At 35.2% G+C, this 15,707-nt stretch carries 15 protein-coding genes; 2 read left to right on the plus strand and 13 right to left on the minus strand.

The window, feature by feature from the left end; translation table 11 throughout:
- Positions 1-168 precede the first annotated feature (168 nt).
- The gene (locus Q73A0000_RS10160) at positions 169-1,428 is read left to right on the plus strand and encodes a putative DNA modification/repair radical SAM protein (RefSeq protein WP_193810858.1); all 1,260 of its coding nucleotides are present in this window, start codon (positions 169-171) and stop codon (positions 1,426-1,428) included.
- Positions 1,429-2,193: a TIGR03915 family putative DNA repair protein gene (locus Q73A0000_RS10165; RefSeq protein ID WP_193810859.1), complete on the plus strand. Its 765-nt coding sequence runs from the start codon at positions 1,429-1,431 to the stop codon at positions 2,191-2,193.
- Positions 2,194-2,634: 441 nt separating this feature from the next.
- Here the strand turns inward: Q73A0000_RS10165 and Q73A0000_RS10170 are convergent, their stop codons facing one another.
- The 13 genes from Q73A0000_RS10170 to secE all read right to left on the minus strand — a co-directional run bounded on the left by Q73A0000_RS10170 (position 2,635) and on the right by secE (position 15,705).
- Entirely contained in the window at positions 2,635-3,849 is a 1,215-nt protein-coding gene (locus Q73A0000_RS10170; RefSeq protein WP_193810860.1) for a peroxiredoxin family protein, read from the minus strand.
- Between the two features lie 183 nt (positions 3,850-4,032).
- Positions 4,033-5,151, minus strand: a complete 1,119-nt coding sequence (locus Q73A0000_RS10175) for an FISUMP domain-containing protein (protein WP_193810861.1) — start codon at positions 5,149-5,151, stop codon at positions 4,033-4,035.
- A 78-nt stretch (positions 5,152-5,229) separates the two neighbouring features.
- Positions 5,230-6,705 carry a DUF6923 family protein gene (locus tag Q73A0000_RS10180; protein WP_193810862.1) on the minus strand — a complete coding sequence of 492 codons (1,476 nt, stop codon included), beginning with the start codon at positions 6,703-6,705 and terminating at the stop codon, positions 5,230-5,232.
- 325 nt (positions 6,706-7,030) lie between these two features.
- Positions 7,031-7,642 carry a hypothetical protein gene (locus Q73A0000_RS10185; protein WP_193810863.1) on the minus strand — a complete coding sequence of 204 codons (612 nt, stop codon included), beginning with the start codon at positions 7,640-7,642 and terminating at the stop codon, positions 7,031-7,033.
- A gap of 280 nt (positions 7,643-7,922) precedes the next feature.
- Positions 7,923-8,480, minus strand: a complete 558-nt coding sequence (locus tag Q73A0000_RS10190) for a hypothetical protein (RefSeq protein ID WP_193810864.1) — start codon at positions 8,478-8,480, stop codon at positions 7,923-7,925.
- Between the two features lie 77 nt (positions 8,481-8,557).
- Complete coding sequence (locus Q73A0000_RS10195) at positions 8,558-10,936, minus strand: hypothetical protein (RefSeq protein ID WP_193810865.1); 2,379 nt, start codon at positions 10,934-10,936, stop codon at positions 8,558-8,560.
- 377 nt (positions 10,937-11,313) lie between these two features.
- Positions 11,314-11,907, minus strand: coding sequence for a hypothetical protein (locus tag Q73A0000_RS10200; protein WP_208458774.1), 594 nt, complete (start codon positions 11,905-11,907; stop codon positions 11,314-11,316).
- Positions 11,908-12,352: 445 nt separating this feature from the next.
- Positions 12,353-12,718 (minus strand): 50S ribosomal protein L7/L12, encoded by a 366-nt coding sequence (rplL, locus tag Q73A0000_RS10205; protein ID WP_193810867.1) that lies wholly within the window; start codon positions 12,716-12,718, stop codon positions 12,353-12,355.
- A 54-nt stretch (positions 12,719-12,772) separates the two neighbouring features.
- Complete coding sequence (gene rplJ, locus Q73A0000_RS10210; RefSeq protein ID WP_193810868.1) at positions 12,773-13,360, minus strand: 50S ribosomal protein L10; 588 nt, start codon at positions 13,358-13,360, stop codon at positions 12,773-12,775.
- A gap of 14 nt (positions 13,361-13,374) precedes the next feature.
- Positions 13,375-14,067 (minus strand): 50S ribosomal protein L1, encoded by a 693-nt coding sequence (gene rplA / locus Q73A0000_RS10215; protein WP_193810869.1) that lies wholly within the window; start codon positions 14,065-14,067, stop codon positions 13,375-13,377.
- A gap of 11 nt (positions 14,068-14,078) precedes the next feature.
- Complete coding sequence (rplK, locus tag Q73A0000_RS10220) at positions 14,079-14,522, minus strand: 50S ribosomal protein L11 (protein WP_193810870.1); 444 nt, start codon at positions 14,520-14,522, stop codon at positions 14,079-14,081.
- A 421-nt stretch (positions 14,523-14,943) separates the two neighbouring features.
- Positions 14,944-15,486, minus strand: a complete 543-nt coding sequence (gene nusG / locus Q73A0000_RS10225; RefSeq protein ID WP_193810871.1) for a transcription termination/antitermination protein NusG — start codon at positions 15,484-15,486, stop codon at positions 14,944-14,946.
- Between the two features lie 15 nt (positions 15,487-15,501).
- Complete coding sequence (gene secE / locus Q73A0000_RS10230; RefSeq protein ID WP_193810872.1) at positions 15,502-15,705, minus strand: preprotein translocase subunit SecE; 204 nt, start codon at positions 15,703-15,705, stop codon at positions 15,502-15,504.
- Positions 15,706-15,707: the final 2 nt, after the last annotated feature.

Consider the following 15,707-nt stretch of genomic DNA (forward strand, 5'->3'; position numbering starts at 1 on the left):
ATCTAGCTACTGCTCGTGATTTAGGTAACAAATCACGAACTACTTCAACTAAGAAACAAACAGTGTAACTATTTGATTATCAACACGCAAATAACTATGTTAAAGTTAATATAAAGTTATTGTCATACCTTAGAAAGATTGTAATTTTGACTCCCAATATTTTAATAAATGAATTTTCCACGCCTTCAAGAAAAACTCGAAATCTTAGCCGACGCAGCAAAATATGATGTTTCGTGTTCTTCGAGTGGTGGAAATCGGAAAAATAAAAATGGTGGTTTAGGCGACAGTCACGCTTCGGGGATTTGCCATTCCTATACTGAAGATGGCCGTTGCGTTTCATTGCTGAAAATCCTTTTGACCAATCACTGCATTTACGATTGCGCTTATTGTGTATCCCGAAAATCCAATGATATTAAAAGAGCCGCTTTCACCGTAGAAGAAGTCGTTGATTTAACGATTAACTTTTATCGTCGTAATTATATTGAAGGATTATTTCTAAGTTCTGGAATTTTTAAAGATGCTGACACCACAATGGAACGTTTGGTTCGGGTGGCAAAGAAACTGCGCACCGAGCATAAATTCAATGGCTATATTCATTTGAAATCAATTCCGGGTGCAAGTGACGATTTAATGAAAGAAGCTGGATTATATGCGGATCGACTTTCTATTAATTTAGAAATTCCGACGACGAAAGGTTTAAAATTATTGGCTCCCGAAAAATCGCACGATCAAATGATTAAACCGATGGGTTTTATTAAAAATGAACTCATACTATATAAAGAAGAAAGAAAGATTTTCAAACATGTACCGAAGTTTGCACCGGCTGGACAAAGCACTCAAGTAATTGTTGGCGCAACCAATGAAACGGATTTGAAAATAATCAAAGTTGCCGATCATTTCTATCAGAATTTTAATTTAAAAAGAGTGTATTATTCTGGCTACGTTCCGATGTTGGAAGATAAAAGATTACCTTCTATTGATTCACAAGTTCCAATGTTGCGCGAAAACCGACTATATCAGGCAGATTGGCTCATGCGATTTTATGGTTTTAAAGCAGATGAGATTTTAGAGAAAAGCAATCCGTTCCTAGATTTAGAAGTTGATCCTAAATTAGCCTGGGCCTTGAGACATCGCGAACAGTTTCCAGTGAATATCAACACTGCTCCTAAAGAGATGATTTTACGAGTCCCTGGAATTGGTCGGAAATCGATGTACAAGATTTTAACTGCCCGTAATTTTCAAAAATTAAATTTGGAGCATTTGCAAAAAATGGGTGTCGCTACCAATCGTGCAAAATATTTCGTAGAATTTGAAGCGCAAAATATTTTCAATAAATATATCGACGATTTAAATTTTAGAAAAATAATTCTGCAAGGAATGAAATCAAAATTTCAAAATCCACATTCTCAACAACTGAGCCTTTTCTAAATGACGACACTTCTGTACGATGGAACTTTTGAAGGATTAATGACGGCTGTTTTCGAAGTCTACGAATATCGTTTTGAACCCGCAAAAATTATCGCTGCTGAAAATTATCAAACAGAATCTATTTTTACAGACCATCATGAAGTGGTAACCAACCAAGAAAAAGCAGATCGGGTTTTAAAAAAAATAGAAATTAATTTAGGAAAAAAAGGAGTTTCGCAATTACTCCGAGTTTATTTATCTGAAAACGAAAATGCGGAACGATTGATTCTTTCTGCTACTTCTAAATCCATTAAGAATCCACAGGAAAACATACTTCGAAATTTTGCAGATATCGACATCATGGATATTGCAAAAATCAATAAATCAATCAGCAGGGAAGTTCATCGAATGCATGCGTTCGTTCGGTTTGAAAAATTACAAGATGAAGTTTATTTCGCTAAAATCGAACCTGATTTTAATGTCCTACCTTTAATAGTCAGCCATTTTAAAAACAGATATCGAGATCAGAAATGGATGATTTACGATTTGAAAAGACATTACGGAATTTTCTATGATTTAAATGACGTTCAATTTTTTGAACCTGCTTTAGAACAGACTCAGCAGTTGAAAAGAACTGAAAATATCTTGCACGAAGAAGAAATTCAGTACCAGAAATTGTGGCAACGTTATTTCTTTAAAACGAATATTCCAGAGCGAAAAAATTTAAAGCTTCATGTACAGTCTTTACCTAAAAGATACTGGAAATACTTAACGGAGAAATTGTAAAATTTTTACGATATCTTTTCAAAATAGAATAAAAAAAGTCACTCCTTTCGAAGTGACTTAACTATTTAATTATAAGTTTTCACGCTTTCCAGAACGACCATTTTGCGCCATTGAAAACAGCGAGTCTTTTCGCACCAGCTTTATTAATGTAAACCATCATTTCCGCGGGAAGGTCATCTAATTTTGCACTTCATAAAAATTGAAGGATGTTTAAAATAATATAATAATTTATGATTTTTTTTAAACTGGTTTTGTTTACTCTTGCGTATCACCCAATAGAAAAGAATCTGCCCAAGCATCGATCTGCTTTGCGGATATCGGCTTCAAAATAATCTTTCGCTTAGAATCTAACAAATACATCGTTGGTGTTGCAAACACATAATAATCCTTAACCGTTTTACCTTCCCACTTTTGGAAATCACAAGTTGAAATAAAAGGGAATTATTTGGCAAAGCCCTCATATTGAAGCTTATTTTCATCAAGAGAAACAAACACTACTTCAATACTCTTTTGCTTCCATTTACTGTAAAACTCTGCTATTTCAGGAAGCTCTTCTGTGCATTTGGGACACCAACCTGCGCCAAACACAACAACGGTATATTTACTTTTAATATCCGATAATTTTTTGGGACTATTTTTCGGTTCATAACCAGGAGCTAAAATATCTCCTTTAAATAAAATATCAGGAGCAGTATTTCCGTTTTTCATGGTATGGTACATTTCCAGTTTCTGAGCCAGATTTTTATCTACAGTGAAAGCGGAGCCATTTAACACTTTTAAAGCTAAGTATTCTGAAGCTTGAAACAAGCTTTGTCTTTCGAGTAGATCGAAGAGGTAAGTTGTGACCTCATTTAATTTCGCATTATCATTAGAAGCATTCTTATATAGTACATCAATGGACGTTTTCATTTCCACCACTATACCATACAATGGTTTGCCGCTATTTTCTAAAAGCCAAAAATGATTATCAATAGCATCTTTAAATAAGCCACTTTTATAAAGTCGTGCATCTGCATAGTCCAATTTACGAAAAGCAGCGAGTGTTGAAGGGATTTCTTCCGGACGATATTGAGCAACTAGCGAAACCGAACTTACCAATTTCCGGATAGGTAAAAACCAACTTACGTAACTGTTTTTTGGCAGACTAGCTAGATAGGACGTATCTTCATCTTGAATTCTTTGTCTTTCTTTTTGAATGGATTGATGTAGAGATTGCTGTTTTGCAAACAATATGTCTGTCGCATACATTTTTTCTAAATAAATCCATGCACTCAACGCCTGTTCTCTTTTGCGATGCTCCGCTGTATACTGTTCAAACCACTTATTCTCTTGCCCTTTTAGTATCTTGATCGATTCAGTATCACTCAGGGTCTCTCCTTTTATTTCAAAATTTTCACCACTTAAAATTACAAAAAGTGGTTTGTTGTCTGCGGCAATTAAATATCCGATACCTCTATCAGATTTTGAATAACTGATATTAAAGTTTCCTTGATCATCCAATTTTGTATTGCTAATAGGATAGGTTGTCAGACCATTAAAACCTTCAAGTTTCACTTCCTGATTCGCAAGCTGGGCTAGATTACCAGAGATAACCTGTCCAAAAAAAATTCCATATAAAAGAAATACCAAAACGACCACAAGTAATTTTCTTGTCATTTTCAAAATTATTTAATATTAAAGAAGATGAATATATTCAGCCTTATTTATTTTTCTAAAAGTATCATTATTAATAAATCGAGCTGTTCACAAAATACAAAAAAAACTACCACCCAAAAATGGATGGCAGCATGAACTTACAAAAACCCGTTCATTTTTTAGTTAGTGATAAACTTTGAATCATCAATCCTTAATACAACGAATGGATAATCCATCTGCCCGGTGGGTCGTAGTATTAGTGGTTGTTGACATGTTTAACCCTACATATCGGGCACTTCCACTTGCAACTGAACTAGTCCAATAATACCCATATGAGCCAACATTTGTAAGTATACCAACATTGTTACCGTTAGACTTCCGGTAGCCTGCCATTGGTAATTTTAGAGGTGAAGCTAAAGCTCCTGCTGCATCATTGGAGATCCAACTTTGCCTCTCGTTTTCAAGCTCTGCGATTGTTGGTAAACGAAAACCAATTGGACAAGGATTATTGATACCACTAACCCCTTGCCATAAATTATCATTTTTCGGTGAACGCCAATCAGAAGGTGGGATACTGACGATAAAACTACCACTTTCAGAGGTATCGGCGCTGCTTAAAGTAGTGGTAGCAGCAGAAGTTCTTAACTGGTGTCCATCTGCTCCTCTCCCCCATTGGTATAAATCACCATAAGAAGCAGCATCATTAGAAGCGGTAGCTACCTGAGTAGCACCTAAGTTTCTGTCCATCCAGATTTTGCCGGTTTTGAGTGAAGTGACAACGGGAATCGTCTTCCAGAAGGACCATCTGTCACCATTGAAAACAGCGAGTCTTTTAGCACCTGCTCTGTCAACATAAACCATCATCCCCGGCGAAGGACTTGGGATATCTTGAACATCTGCCACAATTGGCAATACCATCGCTTTGGTTGTTGATTCTAAAACCAAAACTCCATCTGCAGAACTTGACTGCGCTCCTATAACCGCTTTGGAATTAGTTTCTGTAACTCCGGTTGGCTGCGTGGCTAAAACACCAGATATATCTGCGTTTTGTCCACTTAGATCTTTCCAAATAGTTCCGTCAAAAAACTTCATTCTTGCAGCTGTAACTGTGCTGGCATCCAATAATATGGTTCCTCCTGTTGAGCTAACCGGCAACGGCAAAGTTCTAACATAAGGGACAATTATTCCTTTGTTGTGTTTGGCGGCAAATTCTAACAATACCGAGGTTTTATTGGTTGCTGTTCCCACAGCATCACCGATAATCACCTGTGCATTAACACCAGCAATTGCGGTTAATAATATAATTGCGAATATACTTTTCATTGTTTTTATAATTTTAAAATTTAAAGGAGAGAAACAGAAAACATAAATCTATTAAGTGCTTTCTTCATCATATTTGTTTTATTTACAAGTCGCCGTATTAAAACAACTCCATACCCCATCTGCAAAAAGCTTCAAACATTTTGAATCAGTATCAAAAACCATCATTCCTTCCTGTGGAAGAACAATCGCATTAATTTGCGTGGTCGTCATTCTTGTAATTACGAATCCTTTGGTATCGGACTCCAAAACCGTATAAGCAGATTTTCTAATCATTGGCCAATTCCCATTGTCTGCACCGGCTCTTTGTAGCAAAGTTACTCCATGGTTAGAATCTATTCCAGGAGCTGTATTTGGAAGTTCATAACAAACCGAAGTACAGTCCGTATCTGTTGCTAAGTTGTTTGACATATTGGTTTCTACATTATCAACAGATGCTTTAACTGATGCTGTATTTACTAAGTTTCCCGTAAAATCTACCGGTACTAACATTGTAATGGTATAAGTAATGGTACCGTCTTTTTGAACATTGACCACATCATTAATTGCTCCCGTTTTTGTACCCACTACAGAAGTATCACTACCAGAAGATGCTACGGCAGTGTAAGAAACATTCGCTGCAGGAATTCCTGTAGGTACCAAATCGGTAACAACTGCATTTATAGCAGTAAAAGGACCGGCATTAGATACCGTTACAGTGTAAGTATTGGTTGTATTAGGAACGTATTCTGTTTTACCATCTGTTTTAGTGATGGCTAAATCAACTCCAAATAGTATAGGTGCCGTTGAGCAGTGAGCACCGTCATTACCTATAGTAGCAATAGACTTGGAAACAACAGTAGCAGCACCCGTGGTTTTGTTAAAACTATAAAAATCATCGTCAGAATTTCTATTACCGTAAACTGCACCCGTAATTCCATCTGCGTACATTGCACCATAATCTCCACCGTGATTAGTATCCCCTATAATGGTAACATTCCCTAACGTTACTGCCCTAAGATCAATTTTATATAATTTATTGGTAATTTCATCTACCCCATATAGGAATTGATCTTTACTATAAGCAAAATCTGCCGTCTTTATTTGGTGGCTCAAGTGAATCAAAGTGGCTGTTTTTGTAGTAATGTTGATTTTATAAAGATCTTGTCCGCCCGCTGATGTATTTGCTTTTACATAATAATTTCCATTAAAATCAATATCGCCACTTATATAATCTCCTGCTGGCAAACCAGTAACTGTCCCAAGATCATAAATGGCAAAATTTACATCGACTTTATATAAGTGATTATCTCCAATATTAAGTGCGTAAATAAAATTATCGATCGGGTTAAAACCCATCCCATTTAATTTAATAGTGGTTGCTGTGGTTGCACCTATTTTAGTTATTGTTAAGGGATTGGTAGCATTGTCTAAAGTATAAAGACTTGTACCACCACCGCTAGGATACTGTGTTAAATACATATCTTTCGGACAAGCAGGAAATGCAATTTGTGCTATAGAGAATACGCTCATTCCTAAAGCAATCGCAGTTAAACATTTAAAATAAAATTTCTTCATTACTATTTTCGTTTTTGTTATTTATTCTCATTAAAGTTTATGCTTACTTTAATGGATTTTCGATTAAGGATAAGGTTCTCCACTATTATAGAAGGTTATGAAGTTATTGATTTAAGAAACCACATAACTTCAATTTTCTTTTATATAGAAAATATCTCCGGGAGCATTTTGTAATCTTCTCTTAAAAAATTTAGTGGATTATTTTTGATAAAAATGGTTATTAGAGAAAGTCTATTTATTAACCATAGCTCAAAAACTTGGAATGTACGTTTTCATAAAATCATCTTTAATGATAGACTTTACCAAAAAAGATTTAAAAACGTAATTAAGAAAAAAGGGGCGGTGCACGTAACGGTAAATTACGATAATTACCGAACTGGAAATATGAAAGTGAGATAAAGAATTTCTTACTTTGAGACTCGCTTTGATCAATTAGAGGAAGTATAGCAATCCATATTTTTTCACCAAAAACTTTAAAAGAAGTAGTGTCTAAAATAGAGCATGCAAAAAGTACTTTAGTGGCTGACCGAAGAACCATATCACTTTCGGCCGGATTTGCAAAAAACTTGTATTGGATATTGGAGTTTATTTTATCCTCTAACTTTTTAAGTTCTTGATCTTTTTCTTTTTTCTTTGCAGTGACTTGCTCCGCTACAACATTGGTTTTAATATGCTTAGACCCCTGAATATTGTTTTCTGTGGAAAGATTAACAATTTTCACATTGGAAATATTGGCATGGCCATAAATTACTGCATTCCCAGAAACATAGATCATTCCTACTTCTTGATCAGTAGCAAAATCTTCTTCAAATGCAGAAGCACATAAAAATTGTGGAGTAAACAGGAAACCTAAAAAAACGATGATATAAAATTGAATGAATCTTTTGCAAGAAGAATTATATCTTTCGGTTAAGGTAAAGAATAGATTTTTTTTCAAATATTTGTGTGTGTGTGTTTTTAAACCTTCCTTATCGGAAAAATTAAAATAAAGCGTAAAAATACATTAATTATCACAATATGAAGCTCTTCTTGAATAATCTTTTTAACATTTATTAATGTAATTAACATAGAATTCACAACCATCACAATGAATAGAATACATTTACATCGTTACTATCATTTACAAAAAGCCGTTTCCTCTTGGGAAACGGCTTCAATATAATGTCGAGGACGAATTATTTCAATCTTAATTCAGCAATAACTTCTTCTAATTTTTTTTACGGTTTCCAAAAAGACCATTTCGCGCCATTGAAAACAGCGAGTCTTTTTGCACCAAGTTTATTTACATAAACCATCATCCCGGGGGAAGGACTCGGAATATTATTTACATCAGAAACTATCGGTAAAACCATTGCTTTTGTTGTGGACTCTAAAACCAAGACGCCATCCACAGTTGTCGACTGAGCCCCAATAATAGCTTGAGCTGTTGCAACTTCCGGAGCGGCTGCGATTGTAGGCTGAGCAGACATGAAATCTGTAGGAGTTGTTAAGTTCGCATCCTGTCCACTTAAATCTTGCCAAGTGGTTCCGTTATAAAATCTAACTCTTGCTTTTGTAGCATCAGTTGCATCCAGTACTATTGCACCTCCTACGAGTGCCAGTCCAGCAGGAAGCGTTCTTACATAAGGTAATATTATACCTTTGTTCTGTCCTTTAGCAAACTCTAATAATACAGAGGTTTTTGTACCCGCAGTTCCAAGATCATCGCCAATAATGACTTGTGCATTTACAAAACTCACTCCCACTAACAATATTGTTATGAATATATTTTTCATTTTATTTTAATTTTAAATTAATAAACTGAAGAAGATATTTGACATCACATACAATATCTTCTTCAGGATTTAATTGGTTAAGGACAAGCAGGGGTATTGAAACAACTCCAAGCTGTACCATCATATAGTTTTAAGCATTTCAGTGTAGTATCATAAACCATCATTCCTTCTTGCGGAGCTACAATTGCTGTTACCTGCGCAGTTGTCATTCTGGTAATTACAAATCCTTTCGTGTTTGATTCTAAAACAGTGAGCGCTGATTTCCTAATCATTGGCCAGTTACCATTGTCCGCACCTGCTCTCTGCAACAACGTAATGCCGTGTTGAGAATCTGCACCTGTTCCTGTTGCCGGATCATTGTAACATCCACAAACACCTACTGTTATATAAAGAGTTGTAGTACTTGTACAACCACTTATAGCATTATAGTAACTATAGATAATACTTGCAACACCTGATGCTCCGGTCTTAGTTGTCACCAGACCAGTAGCACTTATAGTAATCAAATCTAGAGTATTTGTACTCCAAATACCGTCTGTTTGAGTGTTGACGAATTGGTACGAAGCCGAAGGGTCACTACATAGTAAGGTGTAGGCGACACCATCTAGTCCAGTAGATATTGGCAGTGCAGGAGGTGTTGGCGCAAATGAAACATCATCAATCGCTATGTCGTTTCCAAGTCCCCCAATTGAATTATTTTTCAAAAATATTTCAACTGTTGAAGTAGTTGCTGTAAAATTAAATGTATACTGCCCCCAATTGGTATCGGTAATATCTCCCGTAGTTATAGAATTGATTAACACTCCCGATGCATCATTAACTCCCATTGTTACATTTGGCCTAATTGGATTTCCAGGAGATAAATCTGCTACCCAAAAAGCAAATTGATACGAGGTACCTTCTGCAAGACCAGTAACCGTCTGTCTAAAGAAATCATCTGTTGCGTAAGATGCATTGAAAATAGCATAATACCCATTAGGATCTGGAGGATTAGTTGTAGGATCCCCCGGTAAAGCTTGATTGGTTGGCGTATGATTTATTAACGCTGGAGTAGTAGTATACCAGTCATTTTTGTTTTTTACAACCGCATAATAACCATCCGACACGCCTTCACTTCCTCTATAGTGATAAGAAGTAAATCCTTTAATTGCAGGAGCATAAGCATCCTCTCCAGTTCCAAATGTTAAAAGATAATTTGTACCACATGACGCTGGCGTGTTAATAGAATTCAGCAAGGAATTAGAATACACAACATTTACAACTTCGCCGGCAGCCACTTTAATTGTCGAGGTTAAAGTCGTAACGTCAGAACTACTGTCGCCAGTTGGATCATAGATTTTAATTTCACTATTACTCCATCCAGAACTGGCACTTTCCTTTAAAGTATAGGTTCCTGCCGGCACAGGAATCATGATTGTATTTCCATCAAAAGTAGTTCGCACCCGTTCATCATCTAACCAAAGGCCTGGGGACGTACTTGTACTAAGAATAGTACTTGAAAATATACTATGGTTAATTTGATCTGGATTTACTTTATTGATTGCCCAGCTTTGGTTGCCTGCCCCTGCAGTAATACCACTAAAACTTCTTGAGGTAGGATTATCTACCCAACTTGAAGTATATTCAAAAATATTAGCACTACTCGCGGCATTATTATAATTCGCATATATAGTCCCATTATTGCTTACCGCTACATCACGAAGGCTATCACCAGCTGAACTTGTGCCGGCAGGCGCAGAGATGGTCACAGGTATTGCGCTTGCTGCGCTTCCTCCAGGAAGACGATATACAGCTTGATTAGCACCCGTTCTAATAAATACAATATCCTGATTCGTAGGATTCACATCAACTCTGTAAACATTGCTAACATTAGTACCAGAGTAAGGTGTCCAACTAGTTCCAGTTCCTGAATATTTATATAATGTACCATTACTTCCTACCGCTACAATTACTCCACCGGCACCACCAGATGCGACATCTATAATCGTAGCTGGTTTCCCAATAGAAGTAGCAACATTAGTAACAGCATTATAAGTATATACAGTCCCCGAACTATTACAATATACAGCTGTATTGGCATCAATTCCATCTACTGATCTTACATCAGTAACACCGGTGTTTTTCGCAGTCCACTGTGGAGCATTGACAAGTCTGGTGTATAAAACCCCATTAGTAACATGCGTACTTCCAGCTGCTGAACCATTGTTAATAACTGCCCACAATTGCCCTTCACCCGCTCCATGGCTATTCCCTAAATCAAAAGCATTGAGATTGTCTGGTTTGTCGTTAAGAGTAAATGTCTTTGAATAACTACTGGGCCCGGTAAGACTAAAAGGAAAATCTAAGGACACCACTTCACTAATTGCTTTTTTGTGCACATAAATATATCCATTTTGTGCAGAAAAAGTAATACTGATTAATAATACTAATGCAGTAATTAATTTATATTTTTTCATTATTTGTGTTTTTGTGTTTTCTAATTATTAAAGTCCAACGTATTTTTAAAGTAAATTAAAAAACGCTATTTCAGAAGGACTATCGATTACTACAACTGCTTTAATTTGCAGTCATACCAAGTGTGTTTTATTTCTACTAACTCTTAAATCTTTCATTATTTAAAAATAATAACTCTTTCAGCTCAACAACTATTAGATTTGCTTACAAATAAACAATTGAGAGAAAAAGCAATCCTGATACTTTGCATAGAATTCTAATCCATATGGAACGACTTTAACAAGATTCCGATAAGGATTAAAATTTGACAAGTCTTTAAAAGACAATTAAATCATGAAGAGAAAACTCAGATAGAGATTTAATTTACACTCTTGAATAATTAAATAAAAAACGGCGGCGGTCTGGAAAATAAGAATTGGGAAAGTGCTGCAGTTTTAGAAAAGTCTGCAGTATAGATATTCATTAAGTAAACGAATACAGGAATTTTGATTTTTATGTAAAGACACGAAACTATATTCTCTGAAATGAAAACTGGAGTGATTACCGAATTCTTGGTATTGGATAAACTACCAGAATCAAAGCTTTCATCAGATCTTGTAGTTTTAAATAAGAATTTCGGTTTGGGTAATTTTGGAAGATTTTTAACTTGATTTACAGACTCCTCTTTGGTAATTGGAATCTGCTTCTTGATTTTAGAATTTGAAGATTTCTTAGGACCTTCACCTTTTAAAGGAGCTTCTATCTTAACTATTCTAGCGTTCGTAGATTCTTCGAACCCAAAAACAACTGTATTTTCACCAACATAAATAATAGCTTGCTGATCTTGCTGAGGAATATCAGCTTTTAATGCGGTCGCACTAAAAAATAGAGGCATGCTCAGAAGAGGCAACATAATCAATATAGAAAAGACGGAATAAGATTCCAACTTCTGAAATATTGATCGTGTTGCTCTAAAGAATAAATTTTCTTTCAAGCTGTGTATTTGTGTTTTTTAGAATTATTCTCACGAATTATTCTTTAACAAAAATACAACAAAACACGATACCTGTTATAGCAAACTCAAATAATGGGTGTAATTACCAAAATAATGGGTCAAAACACCTCTTTTCATTACTAATATAATATATTTTATGCAATAATAAAGTTATTTAAAATTGTAATTATTAGTATGTATTAACCGTTAATTATCACTAAATAATAGTTAGTATATCACAGTAATGAAATTATTAATGATAATTCTGCATTTTGAACTTCCAGAGGGATGACTAGTTAGAAACACTATTTTTTTATCGTTGTTAAAACGAACTGAAAAGCAGAACGACATCAAGCATATATAAGTCCTTGGTCTACTGTTAGAATTAGACAAAAAAAAAGCCGCTTCCAAAAGGAAACGGCTTAATTATAAGGTTGAGGTAGAATTATTTAACTTCTACTTCAGCACCAGCTTCTTCTAATTGTTTTTTCAACGCTTCAGCTTCGTCTTTAGATACACCTTCTTTGATTGCAGTCGGAGCTGAATCTACCATATCTTTAGCTTCTTTAAGTCCTGCACCAGTTAAATCTTTAACTAATTTTACAACTGCTAATTTAGAAGCACCTGCAGCTTTCAAGATTACATCGAATTCAGTTTTTTCTTCAACTGCTTCACCTGCACCTGCAACAGCAGCAACAGCTACAGCAGCTGGTTCGATTCCGTACTCATCCTTAAGGATAGTAGCTAATTCATTTACGTCTTTAACGGTTAAGTTTACAAGCGTTTCCGCTAAGTTTTTTAAATCTGACATTTTAATAATGTTTTAAGTGTGTTGAACGATTTATTTGATTTTTTTTGAGTCTAATTACTCTGCACTAGGTGCATCGGTAGCGTCAGCGCTTGCTTCTGGAGCAGCTTCTGCAGCTGGGGTTTCTTCTGCAACTGGAGCAGCTTCTTCAGCTTCACCGTTAGCTTCATCTTTATTTTGAAGTGCAGAAAGAACATTTCTAAGTGGAGATTGAAGTATTGTGATGATTTCACCAATCATTTCTTCTCTAGACTTAATGCTAACTAAAGCAGCTAAGTTTTCGTCACCTACATAGAAAGTTTCTTGTAAATAAGCAGATTTCAAAGCTGGAACTTCTGCTTTTTTTCTGAATCCTTGAATCAACTTTGCCGGAGCGTTAGCTGTTTCAGAAATCATCAAAGCGGAGTTACCTTTGAAAGTTGGGAACATTTCAGAGTAATCTACTCCTTCGATTTGTTCCAATGCTTTTTGTAGTAAAGTGTTTTTTACAACTTTTACAGTGATATTTTGTTTAAATGCTTGTCTTCTAAAATCTGAAGTCGCAGCAGCATTCATTCCTTCTAGACTTGCTACATAAACAACTTTCGCGTCTTGTAACACTTCTTTTAATTCTTGTATTACTAATACTTTATCTTCTTTTGTCATTGTCTTACAGATTATTAGTTTACAGATTTAGAATCAATTGCAATACCCGGACTCATGGTAGAAGACAAATAAATGCTTCTTACATAAACACCTTTAGATGCAGTTGGTTTCAATTTAAGTAAAGTCTGAATTAATTCAGCAGCATTTTCTTTAATTTGAGTAGCATCAAAAGATACTTTACCAATTCCTGCATGGATAATACCATATTTGTCAACTTTAAAATCAATCTTACCTGATTTTACTTCAGATACTGCTTTACCAATATCCATAGTTACAGTTCCAGATTTAGGGTTAGGCATTAGACCTCTTGGACCTAAAATTCTACCCAATGGACCTAATTTACCCATAACAGCTGGCATTGTAACGATAACGTCAACATCTGTCCAACCATCTTTTATTTTCTGTAAATACTCGTCAAGACCTACATAATCAGCACCAGCTTCTTTCGCTTCTGCTTCTTTGTCTGGTGTTACCAAGGCAAGTACTTTCACATCTTTACCAGTACCGTGTGGAAGAGAAACTACCCCTCTTACCATTTGGTTCGCTTTTCTAGGATCAACTCCCAAACGAACTGCGATATCTACAGATGCGTCAAACTTTGCAAAGTTTACTTCTTTTACCAAAGCAGAAGCTTCGTCAAGAGAGTAAATTTTGTTTTTTTCTATTTTGCTTAAAGCTTCTTTTTGCTTTTTAGTTAATTTTGCCATATCTATAAGTTTTAAGCGTTAGTTGGTTTAGTTCCTGTTACTCTCAATCCCATAGATCTTGCAGTTCCTGCAACCATAGTAAGGGCGCCATCAATAGTAAAGCAGTTAAGATCTACCATTTTATCCTCAGCAATTTTACTTACTTGAGCCCAAGATACAGCACCTACTTTCAGTCTGTTCGACTCTCCTGAACCTTTTTTCTGCTTAGAAGCTTCTAAAAGTTGGATTGCAACTGGTGGAGTTTTAATAACGAATTCAAATGATTTGTCTTCGAATACTGTAATTACTACAGGTAAAACTTGTCCCGGTTTGTCTTGAGTTCTTCCGTTAAATTGCTTACAAAACTCCATAATGTTCACCCCTGCAGAACCCAATGCTGGACCTACTGGTGGAGATGGATTAGCCGCTCCTCCTTTTACTTGGAGCTTAACCATTTTAAAGACTTTTTTAGCCATTTTGATTTTTTAAAAAATTAAATAATTTATGAATGTGGAAGCATTTATAAATCTGCAAAGAAGTGAAATAAAAACACAACTCTACATTTCGGACTGCAAAATTAAGAATAATTTTTAATTACACAAGGGATAAGGTATTGATTTTTAATGATTATTTGAATTAAATGAAAAAAGTCGCCTTATAAAAGCGACTTCTGTATCCTAATGGTGACTTTTAATCCGCAACTATTCGTTTTAAATTATCTTTTCTTTCACCACCCATACAATTAAACAAATACTGAAAAAAATTGGAACAGTTCCTCCTAAATGTGCAGAATAAACTAAAAACTAAAATCGCATATAACTTGTCAATTCGCAATATTAAAAACAAAAAAAAAGAACCAATTAAATTGATTCTTTTTATAATATATATCTAAGTGTATTACACTTTTTCTACTTGCATAAAGCTTAATTCCATTGGTGTTTTTCTTCCGAAAATCATTACTGAAACTTCGATTTTCTTTTTATCTTCGTGCAGTTTTTCAACTGTACCGTTGAAACCATTGAAAGGTCCATCAATTACTTTTACGTTTTCACCTACTACGAAAGGAATTGCTGATTCAATTGCGAACTCAGAAAGCTCATCCATTCTACCTAGCATTCTATTCACTTCTGATTTACGCATTGGTACAGGATCACCACCTTTAGTCGAACTTAAAAAAGAAATAACTCCTGGAATATTCTTGATAATGTGAGGAACCTCCCCTACTAGATTAGCCTCTACCATTAAGTATCCTGGGTAATAAGGTTTTTCTTTCGGCACCTTTTTACCATTTCTTATCTGGATTACTTTTTCCATAGGAATGACTACTTGAGTTACAAAATCCTCTAAGCCATAATGCTTCATTTCGTTCTCAATATAGGCTTTCACCTTATTTTCCTGTCCACTGATGGATTTCAGAACATACCACTTCAAGTCACTCATTTTGGGAAAATAATTTTAATTGAACAGATTGATAAAGAGCGATATAATATTCGCAATAGATTTACTGAACAATGAATCTACACCAAAAGTAAAAATAGCCAACAACACCGTACCAATAGTTACTACTATTGTAGATGATTGAAGCTCAGGCCACTTTGGCCACTCTACTTTGTCTTTGAATTCGGTATAAGAACCTTTAATAAAATCTACTAAACTCATTA

This window comes from Kaistella flava (ex Peng et al. 2021), from assembly GCF_015191005.1.
In the GTDB taxonomy this organism is placed as follows: domain Bacteria; phylum Bacteroidota; class Bacteroidia; order Flavobacteriales; family Weeksellaceae; genus Kaistella; species Kaistella flava.